Here is a 19,441-nt window from a genome sequence, read left to right on the forward strand (position 1 = left end):
GTCGACCACGCGTCACCCCACAGCCGTCGCCCAAGGTAAGCACACGGGCACCAGTCGGTCCATCCCGCTTTACGGTCGGCGGTGTTCGGCCATCCAGGTTGTCGCGAAATCGACCGTAGCGCGGAGATCGAGAAGGCGCGCCGGCCCGGCGCCGACCGGACCCCGGCCGATCGGCAGGCGGGCCTCGACCGCCGCACCGATCTCGGCGAAGTCGCTCATGTCGAGCGCCGGGGCGCGGAAGTCGCGCCGCTCCCGCCGGCCGCCGGCCAGCACGTAACAGCGGTACGCCCGCTGCGGCGGCGGACCCGCCGGCCGGCGGGCGTCGATCCGGTACTCCGCCAGGTGCAGGGCGGTGCACCGGTCGTATCCGACGCCGAGCAGCAGTACGGCGGCACCGGCGGCGTAGAGGCGGCCGAGCGGTGAGCGTTCGCCGAGCTGGCAGTCGAGGTCGTGCAGCTCGGTGAACTCGCCGGCGCGCCGGCCGAGGGCGGCGAAGGACGTGATCGGGTGCCCGCTGCGGGCCGCCCCGGGCCGCCTGCGCAGGTACTCGGCGAAGACCCCCATCCCCTCCGACGGCGTCGTCGCCGGGTCGAATCCGGGAAGCGCGGCCTCGTACGCGGCCCGCCCGGCCGCGCCCAGCCGCTCGGTGGCGGCCCGGAAGGCGGGACTGGTGGTGGAGTTGCCGGTCGTCTGGGCCGGCACCACGACCGTCGCCTCGGGGCCGGCCACCCGCTGCAACGCGGCGAGCAGGGTGGCCGGCCCACCCGGGATCGGCCCGATCCGCCGCATCGAGGAGTGCACCAGCAGGTCCTGCCCGGCCCGTACGCCGACGGCGGCCAGGTCGGCGGCGAGCCGCTCGGTCTGCCGCGGATCGGCCCGACCGGTACGGGTGGCCGGCTCGGCGCTCATCGCCCCTGCGCCCGGGGCCAGGAGTGCAGGGTCTCACCCATCCGCCGGACGAACCGCGTCCCGTGCCCGGTGAGGGCTCCGGTCGCGGCGAGCGCGTCGATCGCTCCCGCCGTCCAGTCGCGGTACCGGCGGTAGTGCCCGGCGGCCTCCGGGCCGGGCCGGGCCCGCCAGATGTCGGCGACGGCCAGATGGGCGTAGGTGCCCTGGAGCGCTCCCTCCAGCGGTCGCGGCGCGTCCCGCCACGGCACGTGCAAGCGCTCCGGGTACGCCGGGTCGAACAGGGGGGTCAGGTCCAGCAGGGCGCCGAGCTTCACGTGCTGGAACTCGTGCACCAGCAGCACGGCGAGGGCGTCGGGATCGGCCTCGACGGTGCCGACCGCGCCGAAGGCGTCCCGGGAGGTGGCGCTCCGCAGCCGGCCGGTGGGGGCGGCCCGCAGCGGTGTGACGGCACGCAGGCCGGCACGCAGCCCCGGCACCTGTCCGGGAGCGTCCCGTCGGATCCGCTGCCACGCGGCGGCCAGCGACCGTTGCCAGGACGCCAGCGCCGCCGCGTCGAGCCGGGGCGCCGCCGGCCACTCGTAGCAGTCCCGGTAGGGATCGAGATCCTCGACCAGGATCCGCGAACCGTCCAGCTCGGCCCGGCGTACCGACCGCCAGCCGGCCGGCGGCCCCTGCCCGGCCGGCGGCCCCTGCTCCCCGGCCGGCGACGGGTGTGCGGCCGGCGGCGCCATGACGGCCGTCGACGGCACGGCGACCGTCGAGCGTCCGGCGCGGGCGGTGAAACCGCCAGCGGCGACGGCGAGCAGCGCGTGAGGCTCGCCCGGCTGGTCGAGTTCGACCGCGCCGAGGCCCGGCAGATGGACCAGGCCGGCCCGGACCGGCACCGCGAGCTCGGCCTCGACGCCGGCCCGGACCGCGGCGCTCGCCGCCAGCCCGGCCAGCTGCGCCGGGTCGGCGGTCTCGCCGGCGGGCGGGGCGAGGCAGAGCCGCGCCCAGCGCCGCAGGTAGGGATGGGCGAAGGTGGCCGAGAGCGCGTCGGCCGCCTCCTCGTCCAGCCGGGCGAGCAGCTCCCAGGCCGCCACCGCGGTCGGGGTGCCGGCGACCCGGTCGGCCAGCTCGACCACCAGTCCCCGGACGTATCCGAGCTGGGCGTCGGCGAGCCGCCGCAGGCTGGCCGCCGAGCCGTGGCCGGTGCCGAGGTCGTCGAGCAGGTCACCGGCGGGCACCCCGTCGAGCATCAGGTCCGGGTCGTGGCCGGCGGGGGTGGCCGGCTGCCGGGCCCGTGCCGCCCCGGGTGGCGGCGTCTCCCGGTTGATCGAGACGATCAGCTCCTTGAGATCGGCACAGTAGACGGAGGGGTTGTCGAACCCGCCGGTGTCGGAGTAGCGGTGCGCCCGCAGCCCGCCGCCGCACTGCGCGACGACCGGGCACCGCCGGCAGGTCGGGCAGAGCCGGGCCATGCCCCGCTGGCTGCGGGCGAACTCCGGATGGGAGACCACCGCGTCCGCCGGGTGCCGGAAGACGTCCAACCCGATCCCGGCGGCGCCGTCGTAGGCGGTCTTCATCGAGTCGGCCAGCTCCCAGGCCCCGTCCGTCTCGACCACCGCGAGGTCCGCCGGGTCGAGCCCGACCGACTCGGCACCGCTGCGCCCGCCCGCCCCGGTCGCCAGCAGCGAGTCGAAGAGCCGGATCCCGACCGGCCTGCCGTCCCGGACCCAACGGCGGTAGATCCGGAGCAGCCAGTCGGCGTACGGGGTCGGCGCGCCGCCGGGCCGCGGCGGCGGCGCGTTCCAGGTGGCGTGCGGAAGCAGGAGGTCGATCCGGGGCGGCGCCTCGGCCAGCAGCGCCTCGTAGACCCGGATCGGGTCGTTGCGCACATCGATCGTGCAGAGAATGCCCGCGTAGCTGGGCCGGTATTCCGGGCTGCGGAGCAGGGCCAGTGCCCGGCGTACCGCCGGGTGGCTGCTCGCGCCCCCGGCAAAGCGCCGGTGCCGGTCGTTGGCGGCGGCGTCGCCGTCGAGCGAGATGCCGACCCGGACGCGGTGTGCCACGAGGATCTCGCAGAGCCGCGCGTTCAGCAGCACCCCGTTGGACTGCATCCGCAGGTCGAGCTCGGCCACCGGCTCGATGACGGCGCGCAGCCGGGTCAGCACCGCCGCCAGCCTGACCGGCCCGAGCAGCAGCGGCTCACCGCCGTGCAGCACCAGATGGACCCGGCCCAGTCCGTGCCGGTGGGCGTGCTCGGCGATCCGGGTGGCGGCGGCGGCCACGGTCTCCGGCGCGATCTCCCGGGGCCGGACCCGCCAGCTCTGGTCCGCGTGCTCGTATACGTAGCAGTGGTCGCAGGCCAGGTCACACCGGCTGTGTACCTTGAGAACGTACTGGTTGAGCGCGCGCGGTCGCGGCTCGGAACGGCCCCCCGCGGTGGAGGTCACGCGATCAGATCGACGAGTTGAACGCTGCCACGTCGACCGCCTCGGCGCGGTCGCGGTCCTCGACGATCCGCCGGACCACGGGCCGGACCTGGTCGGCGGAGAGCTGGCGCAGCGGGGTGCGCCGGATCGCGGTCAGGTCGGTGGACGTCTGCTGGGCCTCGACGGGTGCGGCATGGGCCACGGTGGTTTCCCCCTCAATGCCGGTGACGCGGGCGGTGTGGCCATCCGGATGGCGACCACACTCCATTCAGTAGCATAGGGGGCACCCGCGGTCATGTCACCGGCCGCAGCCGTCATGCGGTCGCTCGTCGCGCAGCCGGGCATGCAGGTGTACGTCGTGCCAGCCGTCCGCGTGCCACCAGGCGCCACGCAGCGTGCCCTCGACCGGGAACCCGAGCTTGCCGGCCACCCGGCAGGAGGCGCGGTTCGCCGTCGAGTGCCGCAGGTCCAGCCGGTGCAGTCCGAGGCGGTCGAAGGCCCAGTCCTGGAGTGCCCGTACCGCCCGGACGGCGAGACCCTGGCCACGAGCGGCCGGGAGCACCCAGTACGACAGCTCGGCCGACGCCTGCTCCAGCCGGATCTCGCGCAGTCCCACCTGGCCGAGCGGCCGGTCCGACCGCTCCTCGACCACGGCCCAGCTCGCGTCGGTCCCGGCCACCCAGCGCTCCGGCCACTGCGCCGTCCAGTCGCCCGCCTCGGCGTCGCTGTCCATCCGGCGCAGATGCCACCGCTGGATCCGCGGGCACCCGAACGCTTCCCGCACCGTAGTGGCGTCGGTCGCCCGCCAGGGCCGCAGCTCCAGCCCGCCGCCGGCATCGAGCCGGGGTTGCCGGATGGTTCGCAGTGAGTCGGCCGGCAGGACCGGCGGCACCAGCAGAGGCATCCGTCCATGATGGCCGACCGCGTCCAGCAGCGAGAAGTCGCGATTTCCATTGCCATTAATCAATGTCTAAGATCGATGCCAGGAATTGACGGGCCGCTCGCGGTCCACCAGGCAATGCCGCCTCCACCGTTTCGGCATCGACGTCTTTTGGGAGAAACAGCACATGTACGAAGATCAGGACGGTCGGCCGCGGACTCGACGGCGGCGCATGACGAGGGGCATCGCCGCCGTGGCGGCGGTGTTCACCGCGATCGCCGCGCTCGCCATCGGCGTCACGGCCACCGCTGCCACCGCTGCCACCGCAGCCGTCGCAGCCGTCGCGAACGTCGCGGGAGTCGCGAACGTCGCGGGCGTCGGCGCGGCCGAGCGTGCCGTGGCGGACTCCTCGGTCGCCGCCGCGACGGTTTCCCGGGTCACCGCAGGCTACGCGCACACCTGCGCGATCCCCACCGACGCGACGCTCTGGTGCTGGGGCAGCAACTCCAGCGGCCAGCTCGGCGACGGCACCACCACCAACCGCAACACCCCGGTGCGGATCGGCGACGCCACCACCTGGGCCGCCCTCGACGCCGGCAGCAGCTACACCTGCGCGGTCCGGACGGACGGCACGCTCTGGTGCTGGGGCCGCAACTCCAGCGGCCAGCTCGGCGACGGCACCACCACCGTCCGGCACGCCCCGGTCCGGGTCGGCGACGCCACCACCTGGGCCGGTGTCAGCGCCGGCAACGGCCACACCTGTGCCGTCCGCACCGACGGTAGCCTCTGGTGCTGGGGCACCAACCGCAACGGGCAGCTCGGGGTCGGTTCCTCGATCTTCGGCGCGACCAGCCCGGTCCGGGTCGACACGGCGACGACCTGGGCGAGCGTCACCACCGGCTTCGCACACACCTGCGCCACCCGGACCGACGGCACCCTCTGGTGCTGGGGCGACAGTTCGAGCGGCCAGCTCGGTCTCGGCATCCTGAGCTACCGGACCACTCCGGCGCAGGTCGGCACCGCCACCACCTGGTCCGGCGTGGCGGCCGGTTACGCCTCCACCTGCGGCGTCCGCACCGAGGGCTCCCTGTGGTGCTGGGGCGAGAACGGGTACGGGCAGCTCGGTGTCACCGGCGCCCACCGGACCGCACCGGTCCAGGTCGCCGGCACCACCTGGGCCAGGGTCGACGCGGCCGAGGACTCGGCCTGCGCGGCCCGTACCGACGGCAGTCTCTGGTGCTGGGGCAACAACACGGCAGGTCAGCTCGGCGACGGCACCACCACCCACCGGTACGCCCCGACCCGGGTCGGCACCGCCACCACCTGGACCGGCGGCTTCGCCGTGAGCTATCACAGTTGCGGAGTACGCACCGACGGCGCCCTCTGGTGCTGGGGCAACAACACGGCGGGGCAGCTCGGCGACGGCACCACCGCCGGCCGGTCGACCCCGGCCCAGGTGACCCTGCCGGGCTGACCCTCCCACACCGGCTCGGCACAGATCCGGGCCCCGGTCTCCTCGTGAGAGACCGGGGCCCGGCCCGGTAGGGCGGCCGGCCGGTGGCCGGTTCCCGAAGATGCCGCAGCGGTCCCGGTGGACCGTCGGGCTACTTGAGCGCTCCGGCGGTGAGACCGGACTGGATCTGCCGCTGGAAGATCGCGTAGACCAGGATCATCGGTAGGATCGCCATGGTCAGCGCGGCGAAGAGGCCGGACCAGTCCGCCTCGTAGCCGGCGTTGACCGAGATGTCGGCGATGCCCTGGGTGAGCACCCACTTGTCCTCGGCGTTGGAGAGCAGCACCAGTGGGAGCTGGTACTGCGACCACTGCCCGATGATGTTGAAGATCCCGACGCTGATCAGGCCCGGCTTGGCCATCGGCAGCATCACCTGGAAGAAGAGCCGGGTGTGCGAGCAACCGTCGATCATGCCCGCCTCCGCCACCGAGGTCGGCAGCGTCTTGAAGAACGCCGCCAGGAAGAAGACCGTGAACGGCAGCGAGTAGGCGATGTAGACCAGGACCAGCCCGGTGTGCGAGTTGAGCAGGCCGAGGTTGTTGACCACGAAGAAGAGCGGCACCAGGGCGAGGAAGACCGGGAAGGCGAGACCGGAGACGAAAAGATAGTAGATCAGCCGGTTGCCGACGAACTTGTATCGGGCCAGCACGTACGCGGCCATCGAGCCGAGCAGCATGGTGCCGAAGACGCCGCAGGTCACCACGATCACGCTGTTGACGAAGAACTTCCCGACCCGCGCCTGGGTCCAGGCCCGGCCCCAGTTCTCCCAGCGCAGCTCCGCCGGGAGCGTCCACGGGCTGCTGAAGATCTCGGTGGTGTTCTTGAACGAGGCGAGGAAGGTCCAGAGGATCGGGACGATGACGATCACCGCCCAGACCACCAGGGCCACGTGTCCCAGGCTGGAGAGCAGCCGTACCTCCCTGGTCCGGCGGTCGCGGCCCCTGCCGGCCCCGGGGGCCAGCTTGCGTTGCACCGGCCCGGCGGGCACCGGGCGCTCGGTCTGTGTCGTCATCTGGGTCCCATCTCAGTACTCGACGCTCTCCCGCCGGGACACCCGCAGCGCGAGCGCCGCGAACGTGATGGTCAGGAAGAACAGCGCCACTCCCATCGCCGAGGCGTAGCCGGCCCGGCCGTACACGAAGGCGTTGCGGTAGATCTCCATCGCCAGCACCGTGGTGGCGCCGTCCGGGCCGCCACTGTCGACGGAGAGCACCGCGACGATGGCGAAGGCGTCGAAGGCCGCGATTCCGAGATAGACCCAGGCCACCTGGAGGGTGTCCCAGAGCAGCGGCAGGGTGACCCGGAAGAAGAGCGTGACCTTGGTGGCGCCGTCGAGTTCGGCCGCCTCGTAGATCTCGGTCGGGATCGACGCCATGCCGGCCGAGAAGAGCACCACGTAGAAGCCGACCGCCTGCCAGACCAGCACCCCGATGATCGACCAGAGGGCCAGGTTCGGGTTGATCAGGAAGAAGACCGGGTCGAGCCCGATCTTGGTCAGCACGCCATTGATCAGGCCGGACTCGTCCGGCCGGTAGACCATCTGGAACAGCACGGCGATGATCGCCACCGCCAGGACCTGCGGGAAGAAGAAGACCACCCGGTAGAAGGCCGAGCCCCGGACACCGACCCGCTGCCCGCCCCGGCTACCGCCACCGACGTTGAGCAGGAACGCGAAGAAGAGCGCGATCGCGATGGTGATCAGCGGCAGGGCAAGCAGCAATATCCCGTGGTGCTGGACGGCCTTCCAGAAGGCGTCGTCGGAAAAGAGCCGCCGGAAGTTGTCGAAGCCGATCCACTCCGGCGTGCCGATCCCCCGCCAGTTCGTCATCGCGAGCTGGAACGCCTGGGCGTACGGCGCGATCACGAAGACCGAGTAGAGGGTGACCGGCAACACCAGGAAGCCGATCACGAACGGGTACTTGCCCTGCCGCATCGATCAGTCTCCTCCGCCTCAGCGCGTGAACTTGGCGACGCTGCTGTCGCTCTTGATCGCGTCCGCGCGCTTCTGGATGCGGTCGGCCCACTGCTCGGCCGAGGCGCGGCCGAACATCAGCTCGTTGGTCGCCGTCCGGGCCTCAGTGTCCAGCTCCTTGTACCAGTTGTCGAACATCATGTTGAAGACGTTCTCCCCGGCCGCCTTGAGCGCGGCCTGCGAGCTGGCCACCCCGGGCGGGAACTGGTAGCCCTCGCTGCCGGCCGGCACCACGGTGGCCGCACCGACGGTCTCGGTGAAGCCCCGGGCACCCGCCTTGGAGAGCATCTGCCGCATGTACTCCATGCCGCCGCGCGGGTTCTTGCTCTTGGCCGAGACGAAGTAGCCCTCACCGGCCGCCGCCCGCAGCGCCCCCGCCGGGAGCTTGTCCCCGGCGGTCAGGCTCGGCACCGGCATGAGCTGGTACTCGAAGCCGGCCGGCGTGTCCTTCTTCTGCTCGTTCTCCAGCCAGTCACCGCTGGGGTAGAAGGCGAGCTTGTACTGGTTCTGCCGCAGTTGCACGTCGGTGTGCTTGAGGCCCTCGAAGCTCTTGTCGCCGTACTTGGCGCCGATCTCGGCCCACGCCTTGGCCGAGGCGATCACCGGCTCGGCCTTCCAGGCGTCCGGCTCCAGGTTGTCGATGTTCTTCAGCACGTCCGGCCCGCCGACCTTGGCCGCCTGGGTCAGGATCACGTTCCACATGTAGTAGGCCGCGTTCGCCCCGGCGTAGCCGAACGGGGTGATGCCCTTGGCCTTGATCTGGTCGCAGAGCGCGGTGAACTGCTCCCAGGTGGTGGGCACGGTCCAGCCGTTGTCCTTGAAGAGCTTGCCCGAATACCAGATGCCGTAGACGGTCGAGACGTAGTAGAGCACGAAGGGCTTGCGCCCGCCGTCGGGCGTGTTGAACATGCCCTGCTCGATCACGCCGGGGATGACGGTGTCCCGGACCTTGGTGTTCGGGTCGTCGACCGACGGCGCGTCCCAGAGCTCGGTCAGGTCCTGGAGCTGGTTGTCGTTGACCAGGGCGCCGAAGTCGAGGAACTTCTCGCCGGAGTTGTTGACGAACTCCGGCGGGTCGCCGGCGGTGAAGCGCGGCTGGAGCACCGTGGAGACCGCCTGGGTCGCCTGGTGCTTGATCTCCGCGTTCGGGAACGCCGTCTTGTAGAGCTTCTCGTGCACGTCGGTGGCGTACTTCTCGCCGTAGCCACCGTTGAAGATGATCACCTCCAGCGCGGCGTCCTCCTTGACGCCGAGCGGGTTGGTGGCGCTCTTCTCGCCGGATTCCTGCTCGGTCTCGTCGTCGCCACCACCGGTCGCGCAGGCGTTGAGCAGCCCGGCGGCCGGGGTGACGAGCAGGCCGGCGGCGGCGGCCCGGCGCAGCACCGTACGGCGGCTGGCGCCCACCACGGCCGGCAGGTCCGGCCCGGTGGTGGCCGACGGATCAACGCGGTCCGACGTGTGGTCGGGGGTTGCGGACATCTTCATCTCCTCAGTTGAGAATCGGGTCGGGCCAGCCGGACGACGCCGGATGACCGAGACCTGCCAGCGGTGCGGTTACACGTCCCCGGCGGGGACGATCGGGCCGGAGGCGGACAGGGATGCCTCCACCCCGAGGTGTCGGTGTCGGAATGCGTGTCACGGCCGCGCCTCCCTGTTCGCCTTGTGCCCGCCCACCGCCCGGGCCGTCCGCTGGAACGCGGCGTGGGCCCGGTCGTGGGTCCGCTGGGCGACGGCGATGTAGAGCAGGTCGAGCACGACGAGCTGGGGATGCCGGGCGGAGAGCGCGTCCGGCCGGAAGCTGGTCGCCTGGCTGGCGGTGAGCAGCACGATGTCGGCCAGCTCGGCCAGCGGCGACCGGGGGAATCCGGTCAGCGCCACCGTGGTCGCGCCGTGGCTGCCCGCCTCGGCCAGGGTCTCGATCGTCTCGCGGGTCTGGCCACCGTGCGAGATGCCCAGCGCCACGTCGCCGGGGCGGAGCAGCGCGGCGCTGGCCAACCCCTCGTGTACGTCGTTCCAGGCCCACGCCGCCACCCCGATGCGGTGCAGGCTGAACTGCATCTCCTCGCCGACCAGCGCACTGCCGCTGGCGCCGAAGATGTTCACCCGGGCCGCTCCGGCGATCGCCTCGGCGGCCCGCCCGACCTCGGTCAGGTCGAGCAGGTCGGCGGTGTCGTGCATCGCCCGGGTGTCCGCCGCGATGATCTGGCCGAGGACCCGCTCCAGCGGATCGGTCGGCTGGATCTCCCGGCCGATGTCGACCGTCCAGCCGGCGCTGTGTGCCCGGCCGGTCTCGGCGGCGATGCCGAGCCGGAGGTCGGCGTAGCCCTCGAACCCGAGCGCCCGGCAGAACCGGGTGACCGTGGCCGGGGACGTACCGCTGCGCTCCGCCAGCTCGACTATGGTGGCCCGGGCGGCGGCGGCCGGGTCGCTGAGCACCTGCTCGGCCACCCGTTGCAGCGCGCCGGTGAACTCCGGGAGCCGGGACCGGACCCGGACCAGCACGCTGTCCGCCGGTGAGAGCCCGGCGGCGGCCCGGCGGTCGGGCTCGGCGTCGACCACCGCGGTCCCCGCGATGGTCTCCGCCTCCTGCTCGACCATGAGCCGTCCCACCTTTCGGAAAAGAGAGTTAACTGTTAGTGGTAAAAGTTCTTACTAACAGGCCCTGCTTGTCAAGACGATGGGTGAAGTTTTCAAACTGTTACCTGGACGGGACTGGTGGCGGCCCGGCGGCGCTTGCCCCGGACAGCCGGTCCGACCAGCATGGACGTCGATCTGCTCCGGGTACGGAAGGTGGTTGCCGGTCATGTCGGACGGCATGGTGGTGGGACTCGACGTCGGCGGCACCTCGACCCGGGCCACGGTGGTCTCACTCTCCGGAGAGCGGCTCGGCACCGGACGGGCCGGCGGCGGCAACCCGACCAGCCACGGCGCCGAGCAGGCCGCCGCACAGCTCCGGGCGGCGCTGACCGACGCCCTCGCCGGGCTCGACCCGGCACTCGTCCGGGCCGGCGTCATCGGGCTGGCCGGAGCGGGTCGACTGCTCGCCGATCCCGCCGGCCGGGCCGCCTTCGACCGGACCTGGCAGGAGGTGGGGCTGCGCTGCGAGTACGACATCGTCGGCGACGCCCTCGTCGCGTACGCCTCCGGCACCGCCGAACCGGACGGCACGATACTCATCGCCGGCACCGGTGCCATCGCCGCCGAGGTACGCGACATGGCGCTGGACCGGGTCGCCGACGGACACGGCTGGCTGCTCGGCGACGCCGGCAGCGGTTTCTGGCTCGGCCGGGAGGCCGTCCGGCACGCACTGGCCGACCTCGACCGGCACCAGCCACCCGGGCCGCTCTCCACCCTCGTGCTCACCGAGTTGCTCGGCTCGGCGGAGGTCGCCGCCCGCCCCCGGGACACCGTGGACGTCCTGGTGCAGACCGTGACCCGGCGGCCCGCCGTCGAACTTGCCGCGCTCGCCCCACTCGTGCTCAGGGCCGGCATCGACGGCGACCCGGCCGCCACCGCGATCTTCGGCGAGGCCGCCCGGCTGCTCTCCGCCAACGTGGACCGGATCCGGCCGGCGGTCGCGCGCACGCCGATCGTGCTCGGCGGCGGGCTGTTCTTCGTCGACACGCCGCTGGCGCAGACCGTACGGTCGGCCCTGGCGGCGCGCTGGCCGGAGGCACCCCTGCGGTACGCCGACGACGGTGCGCTCGGCGCCGCCTGGCTCGCCGCCCGGAGCCTGCCCGAACTGACCGACCCGGCCGACCTGCACCGCCGGCTGTTCGACCCGGTCGACGGCTGATCGCGCTACCGGTCTGTCGAAGCGCGGGTGGCGGCGGATCGGTGCGTGCACGTGAACGGGCCCCGCGCGACCGCCGGCCGCCGGACTTCAGGGCGCGAGCAGCCGTTCGAGACGATCGACCGCCCGCAGTGCCCCGCCCCGGGTCGCCCCGCCCAACTGTCGGGAGGGTGACGCCGTTGTGCGGATCGTACTGGTAGCGGTGCCCGACGCCGGTCTCCCACACGGACTAGGCATTATGCCCAGGGTGTCATCGGCCCGGTCGCCGTAGAACTGTCAATGACATGGACAGACGCAGATCTTGAAGGGAAGCATCATGTATCGAACGTCCACGACCGGGCGTGGTTGGGCGGCCCCACGACGGATGGCAGCCACCGGGCTCGGGATCGTTCTCGGCGCTACGGTGCTGGCAGTGGTCGCCGCTCCCGCTTCGGCGGACGGGTGCACCACGGCCACCGACTTCACCACCGCGGGCGAGTTCTGCTTCCGGGTGCCGGCCGGTGTACAGCGGGTGCGGTTCGACGTCTCCGGCGCGCAGGGCGGCCGGGGTGGCACGAAGGGCGCGCCTGGAGGGCTCGGTGGGCAGGTCATCGACGAGGTCGCGGTGACGCCTGGGCAGACATTCACGATCACCGTCGGCGGCTTCGGCGCGACCGGTGCGGACGCGGAGGGTGGCGGCAGCCACTGGGCCGACGGCGGGTTCAACGGCGGTGGCCGGGGCGGTGGCAGCAACGGCACCACTCCCGCCAGCGGTGGTGGCGGTGGCGGCGCGTCCGACATCCGTTCCGCCGACGGCAACAAGATCATCGTGGCTGGCGGCGGCGGTGGCGGCGGCGGCTGGGGCGGCGCCGCGACATCGGGGCCGGGCACCAACCACGGCGGTGGTGGCGGCGACAACGTCGCTGGCGGTAGCGGTGAGAAGGGTATCAAAGGCGGAACCGGTGGCGGCCCCGACAGCGGCGGGATCGGCGGTGGCCGGCCCCTGCCCGCAGGACCCGGACAGGGCAACGACGGCGAGTGCATCCTGGCCATGGTCTGCGCCTTCGAGGACGCGACCTTTGTCACCGGTGGCGGCGGTGGCGGCGGTGGCGGGGGCTGGTACGGGGGCGGGGGCGGCTGGGCCGGTGGCAGTTGGTGGGGAGTCGAGGACGGCGGTGGTGGTGGCGGTGGTAGCAGCTACGGCTCGGCGACGGCCGTCTACCGGCGCGGGGTCAACTCGGGCAACGGCCGGGTCCGGATCTCCTACTTCAGCGACCTGACCCTGAGCTCGTCGGCGAACCCGAGCGTCTACCAGCAGACGGCGTCGTTCACTGCCCGGGTGGTGCAGACACCTGCCGCTGGTGGCGTGTCGTTCACCATGGACGGTTACCCGATCTGCACGAACCTCGGCCTGGTCAATGGTGCCGCGACCTGCAGCGCTCCGGCGAACACCCACTGGACCATAGGTGCGCACGAGGTCCGGGTGACCCACACCGGCAGCAACGCTCCGACCGCTCCGGCCGTGCTGAGCCAGGTCGTGCGGGCGCAGACCGGGCTCGACCTGAAGATCGCCGAGTTGGGCAACCGGACCGACGACGTGCCCACCGCGAGGGCCCAGGACATCACCCTGGTGGCCAGGGCCCGCACGATGGGCGCGCCGATCCAGCAGCCGCTCGGTAGGGTCACGTTCTACGCCGGCACGACGAAGCTGGCATCCGTCCTGCCGGCGTCGACGGGTGACGGGGAGTCTCGGGCGGCCTACCGGTTCAACTTCAGCGACGTGCCGGTCCCGAACGACGGGCTCGCCCAGCTTCGGGCCGAGTACGAGGGCACCACGACGACGGCGCCCGTGAGCGCGACACTGAGCCATCGCGTGATCGGCGCGGCGGTCATCCTCGGTGACAACGAGAACAATCGTGACTGCATCCCCTACGGGTGCGCCGCGTCGCTCACGTATGTCGGAAGCGGCTGGGCCTACTGGCCCGACCGTCCCTACGGGGACTACGGCGACGACGTCCATGCCACCACCCAGGCAGGCGACTACGTCACCCACAGCTCGAGGGGCGGCCACCGGGTCAGCCTCTACGGCGAGCGGGACCCGTACCAGGGCATGATCGGGATCTACTGGGGCGGACAGTTGCTGGCCACCGTGGACACCAGCGGCCCGGTCTCGAACCTCCCCCGGCAGCTCATCTGGAGCGGCGTGCTGCCCTCGACCGGGTCGGCCGTCCCCAAGCTGTTCAAGGTGGTGAACCTCTCGCAGGACAAGTGGTTCACCGTCGACCAACTGGTACTCGACTTCGACGCCTGAGCCCACACGCAGGTGCCCCGGACACCCCCAGGTGGCCGGGGCACTTCCGCGTGGCAAGACCGGCAGACTCCTCGGTGGACGGCACTGGTCGCTCGCCCGTACCCGGCCCTCGTACCGGTCAGTTGACCACGTCGAAGGCCGCGGGTGCCCGGCGGGCGAGTTCGGCGAGCTGATGTCGGTTGGCGACACCGGCCTTGGCGTAGAGGTTCGACAGGTGATAGCCGACCGTCTTGCTGGTGATGAACAGCTCCGCGGCGATCTGGGCGTAGCTCATCCCGTTGCTCACCAGGGCGAGCACATCACGCTCCCGGTCGGTCAGCCCGATTCGCCGCGGCGCGGGCCCTGCCGGCTCCCCGCCGCGCCGCATACCTGGTGAGCCGTCCGTGGCCGTCGGAATCCGGTCGAGATAGGCGGTCGCGCCGAGCCGTTCGTAGGCCGTGCGGGCGTCCTGAGCCGAGCGGCGGGACAGCGTCCCGTCGCCGACCGCCAGGGCCAGCCGGGCATGGTCGGCGAACATGTGGGCACGGTAGAGGGGCAGGTTGGCCGCCCGGTCCGCGATCGCCGCGCCGAGCAACGCCAGCGCGGCGGGGTGGTCGCCGTTGGCCTCAGCGGCCAGACCGCGCAGCCACGCGGCGCAACTGGCCGCCCACGGGGGTGTGGGACGAGCGTGAGCCACCTGGTCGGCGTAGGCGAGGGTCAGGTCGGGGCGATCCGCCCAGAGCGTGGCGAGACCGGCGCTGACCCGCAGGCGTACCGAGACGGGTGACGGTGTGAGGCCGAGCCGCGCCTGCACCCGGTGCAGCAGACGCTGGCCGATATCGCGCATCATGGCCTGATCACCGGCCGCGTGCGCCCTGGTCACCCACAGGTGCAGGGAGTTGTCCCACCCCGTCCAGCGGTCACGCGCTTCCATGGCCGGCAGCAGCTTGTCGATGATTGAGTCGGCCTCGGCGAACCTGCCTTCGCTGACGAGCAGGTAGGGCAGATAGAGGCTCATCCCGCGCATCTCGTGGGCGAGATGCAGACAGATCCGCGCCGCGGTCCAGTCGCCGAGCAGCCATTGGACATACCCGAGGCCGTCGGGTATCCGCGCGTCCGGAAGCGAGACGATGCCCTCCCGCGACCTGCGCATCACCTCGGCCAGATCATCACGCGCGACGTCGTAGAACCCGACCGCGACGGCGAGGATCGCCCGGGGCAGGAGCTCCAGGGTGGCGTCGACCGGTACCGACCGGGCAGCACCGAGTGCCGGATCGATCGTTGCCCACTGCTCGCCGCAGGTCAGCAGTTCCCGGTCGGTGAACGTCCGTATGTGTCGCGCGTGGAACACGACGCACGGGTCGACCACCTGATGGCGCTCGGCGGCCCGCAGCACCTCGTCGACCTCACGCGGAGGGTCGCCTCGCTGATACATCGCGGCGGCCAGCAGCACCCCGGCGCGGTATGCGATGATCGCATCGACGGTACCTGCCGGCAATGCCAGCACCGCGCCGAACCGGTCGATCGCGTCGCCAAACCTGCCGTCGCCGAGGTCGAGCAGCCCTCGCAGCACCGTCTCGGCCGGCTCGTCCGAGGCCGGCCGCGCGGACAACTCCGCGCGTACGGCCGACAGGTCGGAGACCGTGGCAGTGTCGAACAGGGACTCCAACCATCGTCGCCGTCGCAGGTCGGGCGTGGCGGTCACGGTCGCCGCAGCGCGGAGGTACCGGGCCGACGCCCGCCAGGAACGCCGCGCCCGCAGCTGTTGCGCATAGGTGTCCAACGCCGCCGCGAGGTTGTCGTCATGGCCGGTCACAGCCGCAAGCCGGTGGTCGAGCACCTGGCTCTCGTCAAGCAACACCGAACCGGCCCGGCCATGCAGCCGCTTGCGTTCGACGAGGGACAGCTGCTGGTAGACGGCGGAGCGTATGAGCGAATGCGCGGGCCGCAGCGAGTCGCCGGTCTGCTCCACCCGGAGTTGCACCAGCCCCGCGTCTGACAGCTGCTGCGCGGCTCCGACCGGCTCCGCGAGCTCTGCCACGGCGGCGGCGTCGACCAACGGGTGCCACGCACCGCCGAGCACCACAACCGCGCCCAACAGGGCCGCCGCGGCCGGTTCGAGACGAGCCACCCGGACCGCGACAGTACGGGCGAACTCCGCCGGAGCGGGCAGGACCATTCTCGTCGCCAACTCGGCAGGTTCGTACTCCGCGAGCAGAGCCAGCACAAAGAGCGGGTTACCGGACGTATGCTCCCACAACAACGTCGCCAGGCCAGTGGCGACCGCCGGGTCACGAGCGTTCACCAGCACCGCGACCTGTTCCTGGGTGAGCCCGGTCAACTCGATCCGAATCTCCTGCTGCCGGCCACCCAACCACCGTTGCCAAGCCGGATGCTGATCGCCGGAGAGCGGCCTGGTCCCGACCCCGACAAGCAACCGATCCCCCACCGACCGACGCAGCAGCCACAGTAGCGAGGCGACCGACTCCGCGTCCGCCCAGTGCAGATCGTCCAGTCGAAGCAGCACCGGCCTACGCCCGGCTTGGTCGAGCACCTTCCGCAACACCTGTGCCGCGGCAAACGGATCCGCGTCATCCTCGTACTCACCAGGAGGCGCCGCCGTCCATTGCGACAGCACACCGAACGGCAACTGGAAATCCTCGAGACCTTCAGCGGTCAGCACGATGAAATCGCCCGCCCGGCCCACCAACTCGTCCAGCAACGAGGTCTTGCCGACCCCCGCCGTGCCGCTCACACACACCACGGTCGGCGTGCCGGCCCGCGCCCGCCGCAGCCCCTCCTCAAGCAGGTCAAGCCAATCCGGGCGCCACAAACGCTCGCTAGCGGTCACCACATCACCGGGCATGGCAGCATTCTGCGCGGACCTGACCGCCCGTCGCCACCTGGTCGGCAACCCTCAAGACGTCACCCCAACGCCGACCGAGGCACCGGCCCAGAGCCACGTTCCATCCCCGCGAGCCGATCACCGTCGGTCAGGCGTCAACACCCGCACACCGCCAGCCGCGGACAAAGAGTTGAAGGAACCGGTGGTGTCCACGGGGTGATCCGCGATCGGGCCATGGGGGTGGTGGGCGGAGTGGATAGCCAGTGACGCGCCCCGCGCCACCACCAACCGTGGGTGTTACGGCTGCATCAGCTCGCCGGACGGATATCGAGGCGAGTGCACGTCCTGTTCAACAGCGCATCAGTCGCTGGGCCGAACGGCAGGGTCAGGCCAACGCAGTAAATCGTACCGTGGTAGTCCCCTGATGAGAGCCACTGGACGGGCGTCGCGGGATTGTTGCCCAGGTTGAAGCTACCGACGGTGCCGCCAAAGCACCGTGTCGGACGTGATGCGTAGGTCAGCCAGATCTGGCGCGGCAACTGATTGGCATTACACCTCCGCTCATCGATGAGCGGTTCGACGGTCTGCGCAGAGGCGACCGTCGCAGGGGCAGGAGAAGCCTGCGCAGGGGGACTGAATGCGATTGCGGCAACGAGCGCCGCCACCATGGCCAGTGTGACCGTTACCCGTTTCGGCATTGCGTTACTCCCTCGTTGGGCTCACGACATGCGACGACCGCCGCCAAGCACGGCGTTCGTCGCTGCCTTTCGGTTGCGCCCATTGAAGCGGCCAGAAGCTTCACGGAAGCTTCAGATCAGCTTCACGTGCCGATCAGGGCTGAGGCTGGCGAGGTCTTGATGACGCGACAGCCGCGACGAGCCCCGGTGGTGGTGCGGACGGCCGGACCGGACGGGCACGGGGAAGCCGGGCCGTCGGAAGTGACCCGGGTACGACCCCTCGACTACTTGAGCTGTCCGGCGGTCAGCCCGGACTGGATCTGGCGCTGGAAGAGCACGTAGACCACCAGCACCGGCAGCATCCCGAGGGTGAGCCCGGCGAAGAGCCCGCTGAAGTCGCCCTGGTAGCCCTGGCTGACCGCCAGCGCCGCGAGCCCCTGCGCGAGTACCCATTTCGACTCGTCCCCCTGCATCAGCACCTGGGGCAGGATGAACTGGTTCCACTGGCTGAGGAAGTTGAAGATGGCCACGCTGATCAGGCCCGGCCGGGCCATCGGCAGCATCACCCGGAAGAAGAGCCGGAAGTGGCCACAGCCGTCGATCAGCGCCGCCTCCGCGATCGAGGTCGGCAGTGTCCGGAAGAAGGCGGAGAGAAAGAAGACCGTGAACGGCAGCGAGTAGGCCGCATAGACCAGGATCAACCCGGCCCAACTGTTGAAGAGCCCGGCGTTGCGGACCACGAAGAAGAGCGGCACCAGGGCGAGGAAGACCGGAAACATCATCCCGCCCACGAAAAGATAGTAGAAGACCTGCCGGAACCGGAACTCGTAGCGGGCGAAGACGTACGCGGCGGCGGCGCCGAAGAGCATCGTCAGGGTCAGCGAGCCGGCCACCACCACGGCGCTGTTGAGGAAGTACTGCCCGATCCGGGCCTCGGTCCAGGCCCGCGCCCAGTTCTCGAAGCGCAGCGCGCCGGGCAGCCCCCACGGCTCGCTGAGGATCTCGCCGTCGCTCTTGAACGAGCTGATCACGACCCAGAGCAGCGGCAGGGTGGTCAGCAGCGCCCAGAGCAGCAGGAAACCGTGCGAGAAGACGTTGACCACGCCCCACTCGCGGCGGGGCGCCCGGTCGCCGCCGCGGGACGGGCCGTCGGTGCCGGCGGCGGGCGGGGCCGGCGCGGAGGTGTCGACGGTGGTCATGAGTACTCGATCCGCTCCCGGCGGGTGACGCGCAGCGCCAGCACCGCCACCGACAGGGTCAGGAAGAACATCACCACGCCGATCGCCGAGGCGTACCCGAACTTGGTCTCGCTGCCGAACGCCGTGTTGTACATCCGCAGGCCGATCACGTCGGAGGAGTGGTTGGGCCCGCCGTCGGTCATCTGCTGGATCAGGATGAAGCCGTCCAGCGCGGCGATGGCCAGGTAGATCCAGGCGACCTGCACGGTGTCCCAGAGCAGCGGGATGGTGATCCGGCGCAGCGTGGTGAACCGGGAGGCGCCGTCGAGCATCACCGCCTCGTAGATGTCCTTCGGGATCGCCTGCATCGCCGCACCGAAGAGCACCACGTAGAAGCCGACGTTTGCCCAGACCATCACCGCCAGCACCGCCCAGAACGCGATGCGCGGATCGCCGAGCCAGGTCGGGGCGGGCAGCCCGACCGCGCGCAGCGACGCGTTCAGCAGCCCGCTGTTGGGGTGGTAGACCTCCTTCCAGAGCAGCGCGATGATCACCACCGACAACACCTGGGGGAAGAAGTAGACGAGCCGGTACGCCGCCGTGCCGCGTACCCCGACCACCCCGGCGGTGCCGCGCCGGCCGCCCATGTTGAGCATGCTGGCGAAGAAGAGCCCGAGCCCGATGGTCAGCACCGGCAGCAGCGCCAGCAGGATCGCGTTGTTCTTGACAGCGTTCCAGAGGGCGCCGTCCCGCAGCAGCGTGGCGAAGTTCTCCAGCCCGACGTAGTCGGCGGTGGCCGAGTAGCCCAGCCAGTTGGTGGTGGAGATCTGGAACGCCTGGAGGTACGGCGAGAGCACGAAGATGCCGTACAGCAGCAGCGGCGGCACCAGGAAGGTGATGATCAGCGGATACTTGCCATGTTTCACGAGCCCGACATCCTGCCCACTCACTCCACGCGGGAGGACCTGCCCCCCGCGACGATCGCGCCGAA

The 19,441-nt window shown here is 71.2% G+C and carries 15 protein-coding genes; 3 read left to right on the plus strand and 12 right to left on the minus strand.

Annotated elements, in window-relative coordinates; genetic code table 11:
- Window positions 1–69: 69 nt before the first annotated feature.
- From ACN27G_RS18370 to ACN27G_RS18385, 4 genes are all read right to left on the minus strand, one after another.
- Complete coding sequence (locus tag ACN27G_RS18370) at window positions 70–909, minus strand: aminoglycoside N(3)-acetyltransferase (protein ID WP_421494024.1); 840 nt, start codon at window positions 907–909, stop codon at window positions 70–72.
- Complete coding sequence (locus ACN27G_RS18375; RefSeq protein WP_421494025.1) at window positions 906–3,344, minus strand: FxsB family cyclophane-forming radical SAM/SPASM peptide maturase; 2,439 nt, start codon at window positions 3,342–3,344, stop codon at window positions 906–908. Before ACN27G_RS18375 ends, ACN27G_RS18370 begins: the two co-directional genes overlap by 4 nt.
- A 4-nt stretch (window positions 3,345–3,348) precedes the next feature.
- Entirely contained in the window at window positions 3,349–3,525 is a 177-nt protein-coding gene (locus tag ACN27G_RS18380; protein WP_421494026.1) for a hypothetical protein, read from the minus strand.
- A 96-nt stretch (window positions 3,526–3,621) separates the two neighbouring features.
- Window positions 3,622–4,227, minus strand: coding sequence for a GNAT family N-acetyltransferase (locus tag ACN27G_RS18385; protein WP_421494027.1), 606 nt, complete (start codon window positions 4,225–4,227; stop codon window positions 3,622–3,624).
- Between the two features lie 208 nt (window positions 4,228–4,435).
- On the opposite strand from ACN27G_RS18385, the gene ACN27G_RS18390 reads away from it, so the two are divergent.
- Window positions 4,436–5,677 (plus strand): RCC1 domain-containing protein, encoded by a 1,242-nt coding sequence (locus ACN27G_RS18390; protein WP_421494028.1) that lies wholly within the window; start codon window positions 4,436–4,438, stop codon window positions 5,675–5,677.
- Window positions 5,678–5,807: 130 nt separating this feature from the next.
- Here ACN27G_RS18390 and ACN27G_RS18395 read toward each other — a convergent pair whose 3' ends face one another.
- From ACN27G_RS18395 to ACN27G_RS18410, 4 genes are all read right to left on the minus strand, one after another.
- The gene (locus ACN27G_RS18395) at window positions 5,808–6,728 is read right to left on the minus strand and encodes a carbohydrate ABC transporter permease (RefSeq protein WP_421494029.1); all 921 of its coding nucleotides are present in this window, start codon (window positions 6,726–6,728) and stop codon (window positions 5,808–5,810) included.
- A gap of 12 nt (window positions 6,729–6,740) precedes the next feature.
- The gene (locus ACN27G_RS18400; RefSeq protein WP_421494030.1) at window positions 6,741–7,649 is read right to left on the minus strand and encodes a carbohydrate ABC transporter permease; all 909 of its coding nucleotides are present in this window, start codon (window positions 7,647–7,649) and stop codon (window positions 6,741–6,743) included.
- A gap of 18 nt (window positions 7,650–7,667) precedes the next feature.
- Window positions 7,668–9,167, minus strand: coding sequence for an N-acetylglucosamine/diacetylchitobiose ABC transporter substrate-binding protein (gene ngcE, locus ACN27G_RS18405; RefSeq protein WP_421494031.1), 1,500 nt, complete (start codon window positions 9,165–9,167; stop codon window positions 7,668–7,670).
- 156 nt (window positions 9,168–9,323) lie between these two features.
- A complete protein-coding gene (locus ACN27G_RS18410; RefSeq protein WP_421494032.1) occupies window positions 9,324–10,286 on the minus strand; it encodes a MurR/RpiR family transcriptional regulator in 963 nt (320 codons plus the stop codon).
- Window positions 10,287–10,491: 205 nt separating this feature from the next.
- Here ACN27G_RS18410 and ACN27G_RS18415 point away from each other — a divergent pair, with 205 nt between their 5' ends.
- Both ACN27G_RS18415 and ACN27G_RS18420 read left to right on the plus strand, forming a co-directional pair.
- Window positions 10,492–11,484, plus strand: a complete 993-nt coding sequence (locus ACN27G_RS18415) for an N-acetylglucosamine kinase (protein ID WP_421494033.1) — start codon at window positions 10,492–10,494, stop codon at window positions 11,482–11,484.
- Between the two features lie 409 nt (window positions 11,485–11,893).
- Window positions 11,894–13,771 carry a glycine-rich protein gene (locus ACN27G_RS18420; RefSeq protein ID WP_421494034.1) on the plus strand — a complete coding sequence of 626 codons (1,878 nt, stop codon included), beginning with the start codon at window positions 11,894–11,896 and terminating at the stop codon, window positions 13,769–13,771.
- Window positions 13,772–13,889: 118 nt separating this feature from the next.
- Here the strand turns inward: ACN27G_RS18420 and ACN27G_RS18425 are convergent, their stop codons facing one another.
- The 4 genes from ACN27G_RS18425 to ACN27G_RS18440 form a co-directional block, all read right to left on the minus strand.
- Window positions 13,890–16,616, minus strand: a complete 2,727-nt coding sequence (locus ACN27G_RS18425; protein ID WP_421494035.1) for a LuxR C-terminal-related transcriptional regulator — start codon at window positions 16,614–16,616, stop codon at window positions 13,890–13,892.
- A gap of 287 nt (window positions 16,617–16,903) precedes the next feature.
- Window positions 16,904–17,293 (minus strand): hypothetical protein, encoded by a 390-nt coding sequence (locus ACN27G_RS18430; protein WP_421494036.1) that lies wholly within the window; start codon window positions 17,291–17,293, stop codon window positions 16,904–16,906.
- 263 nt (window positions 17,294–17,556) lie between these two features.
- Window positions 17,557–18,471: a carbohydrate ABC transporter permease gene (locus ACN27G_RS18435; protein ID WP_421494037.1), complete on the minus strand. Its 915-nt coding sequence runs from the start codon at window positions 18,469–18,471 to the stop codon at window positions 17,557–17,559.
- Entirely contained in the window at window positions 18,468–19,376 is a 909-nt protein-coding gene (locus tag ACN27G_RS18440) for a carbohydrate ABC transporter permease (protein WP_421494038.1), read from the minus strand. Before ACN27G_RS18440 ends, ACN27G_RS18435 begins: the two co-directional genes overlap by 4 nt.
- Window positions 19,377–19,441: the final 65 nt, after the last annotated feature.

This window comes from Plantactinospora sp. WMMB334, from assembly GCF_049179095.1.
Lineage (GTDB): Bacteria > Actinomycetota > Actinomycetes > Mycobacteriales > Micromonosporaceae > Plantactinospora.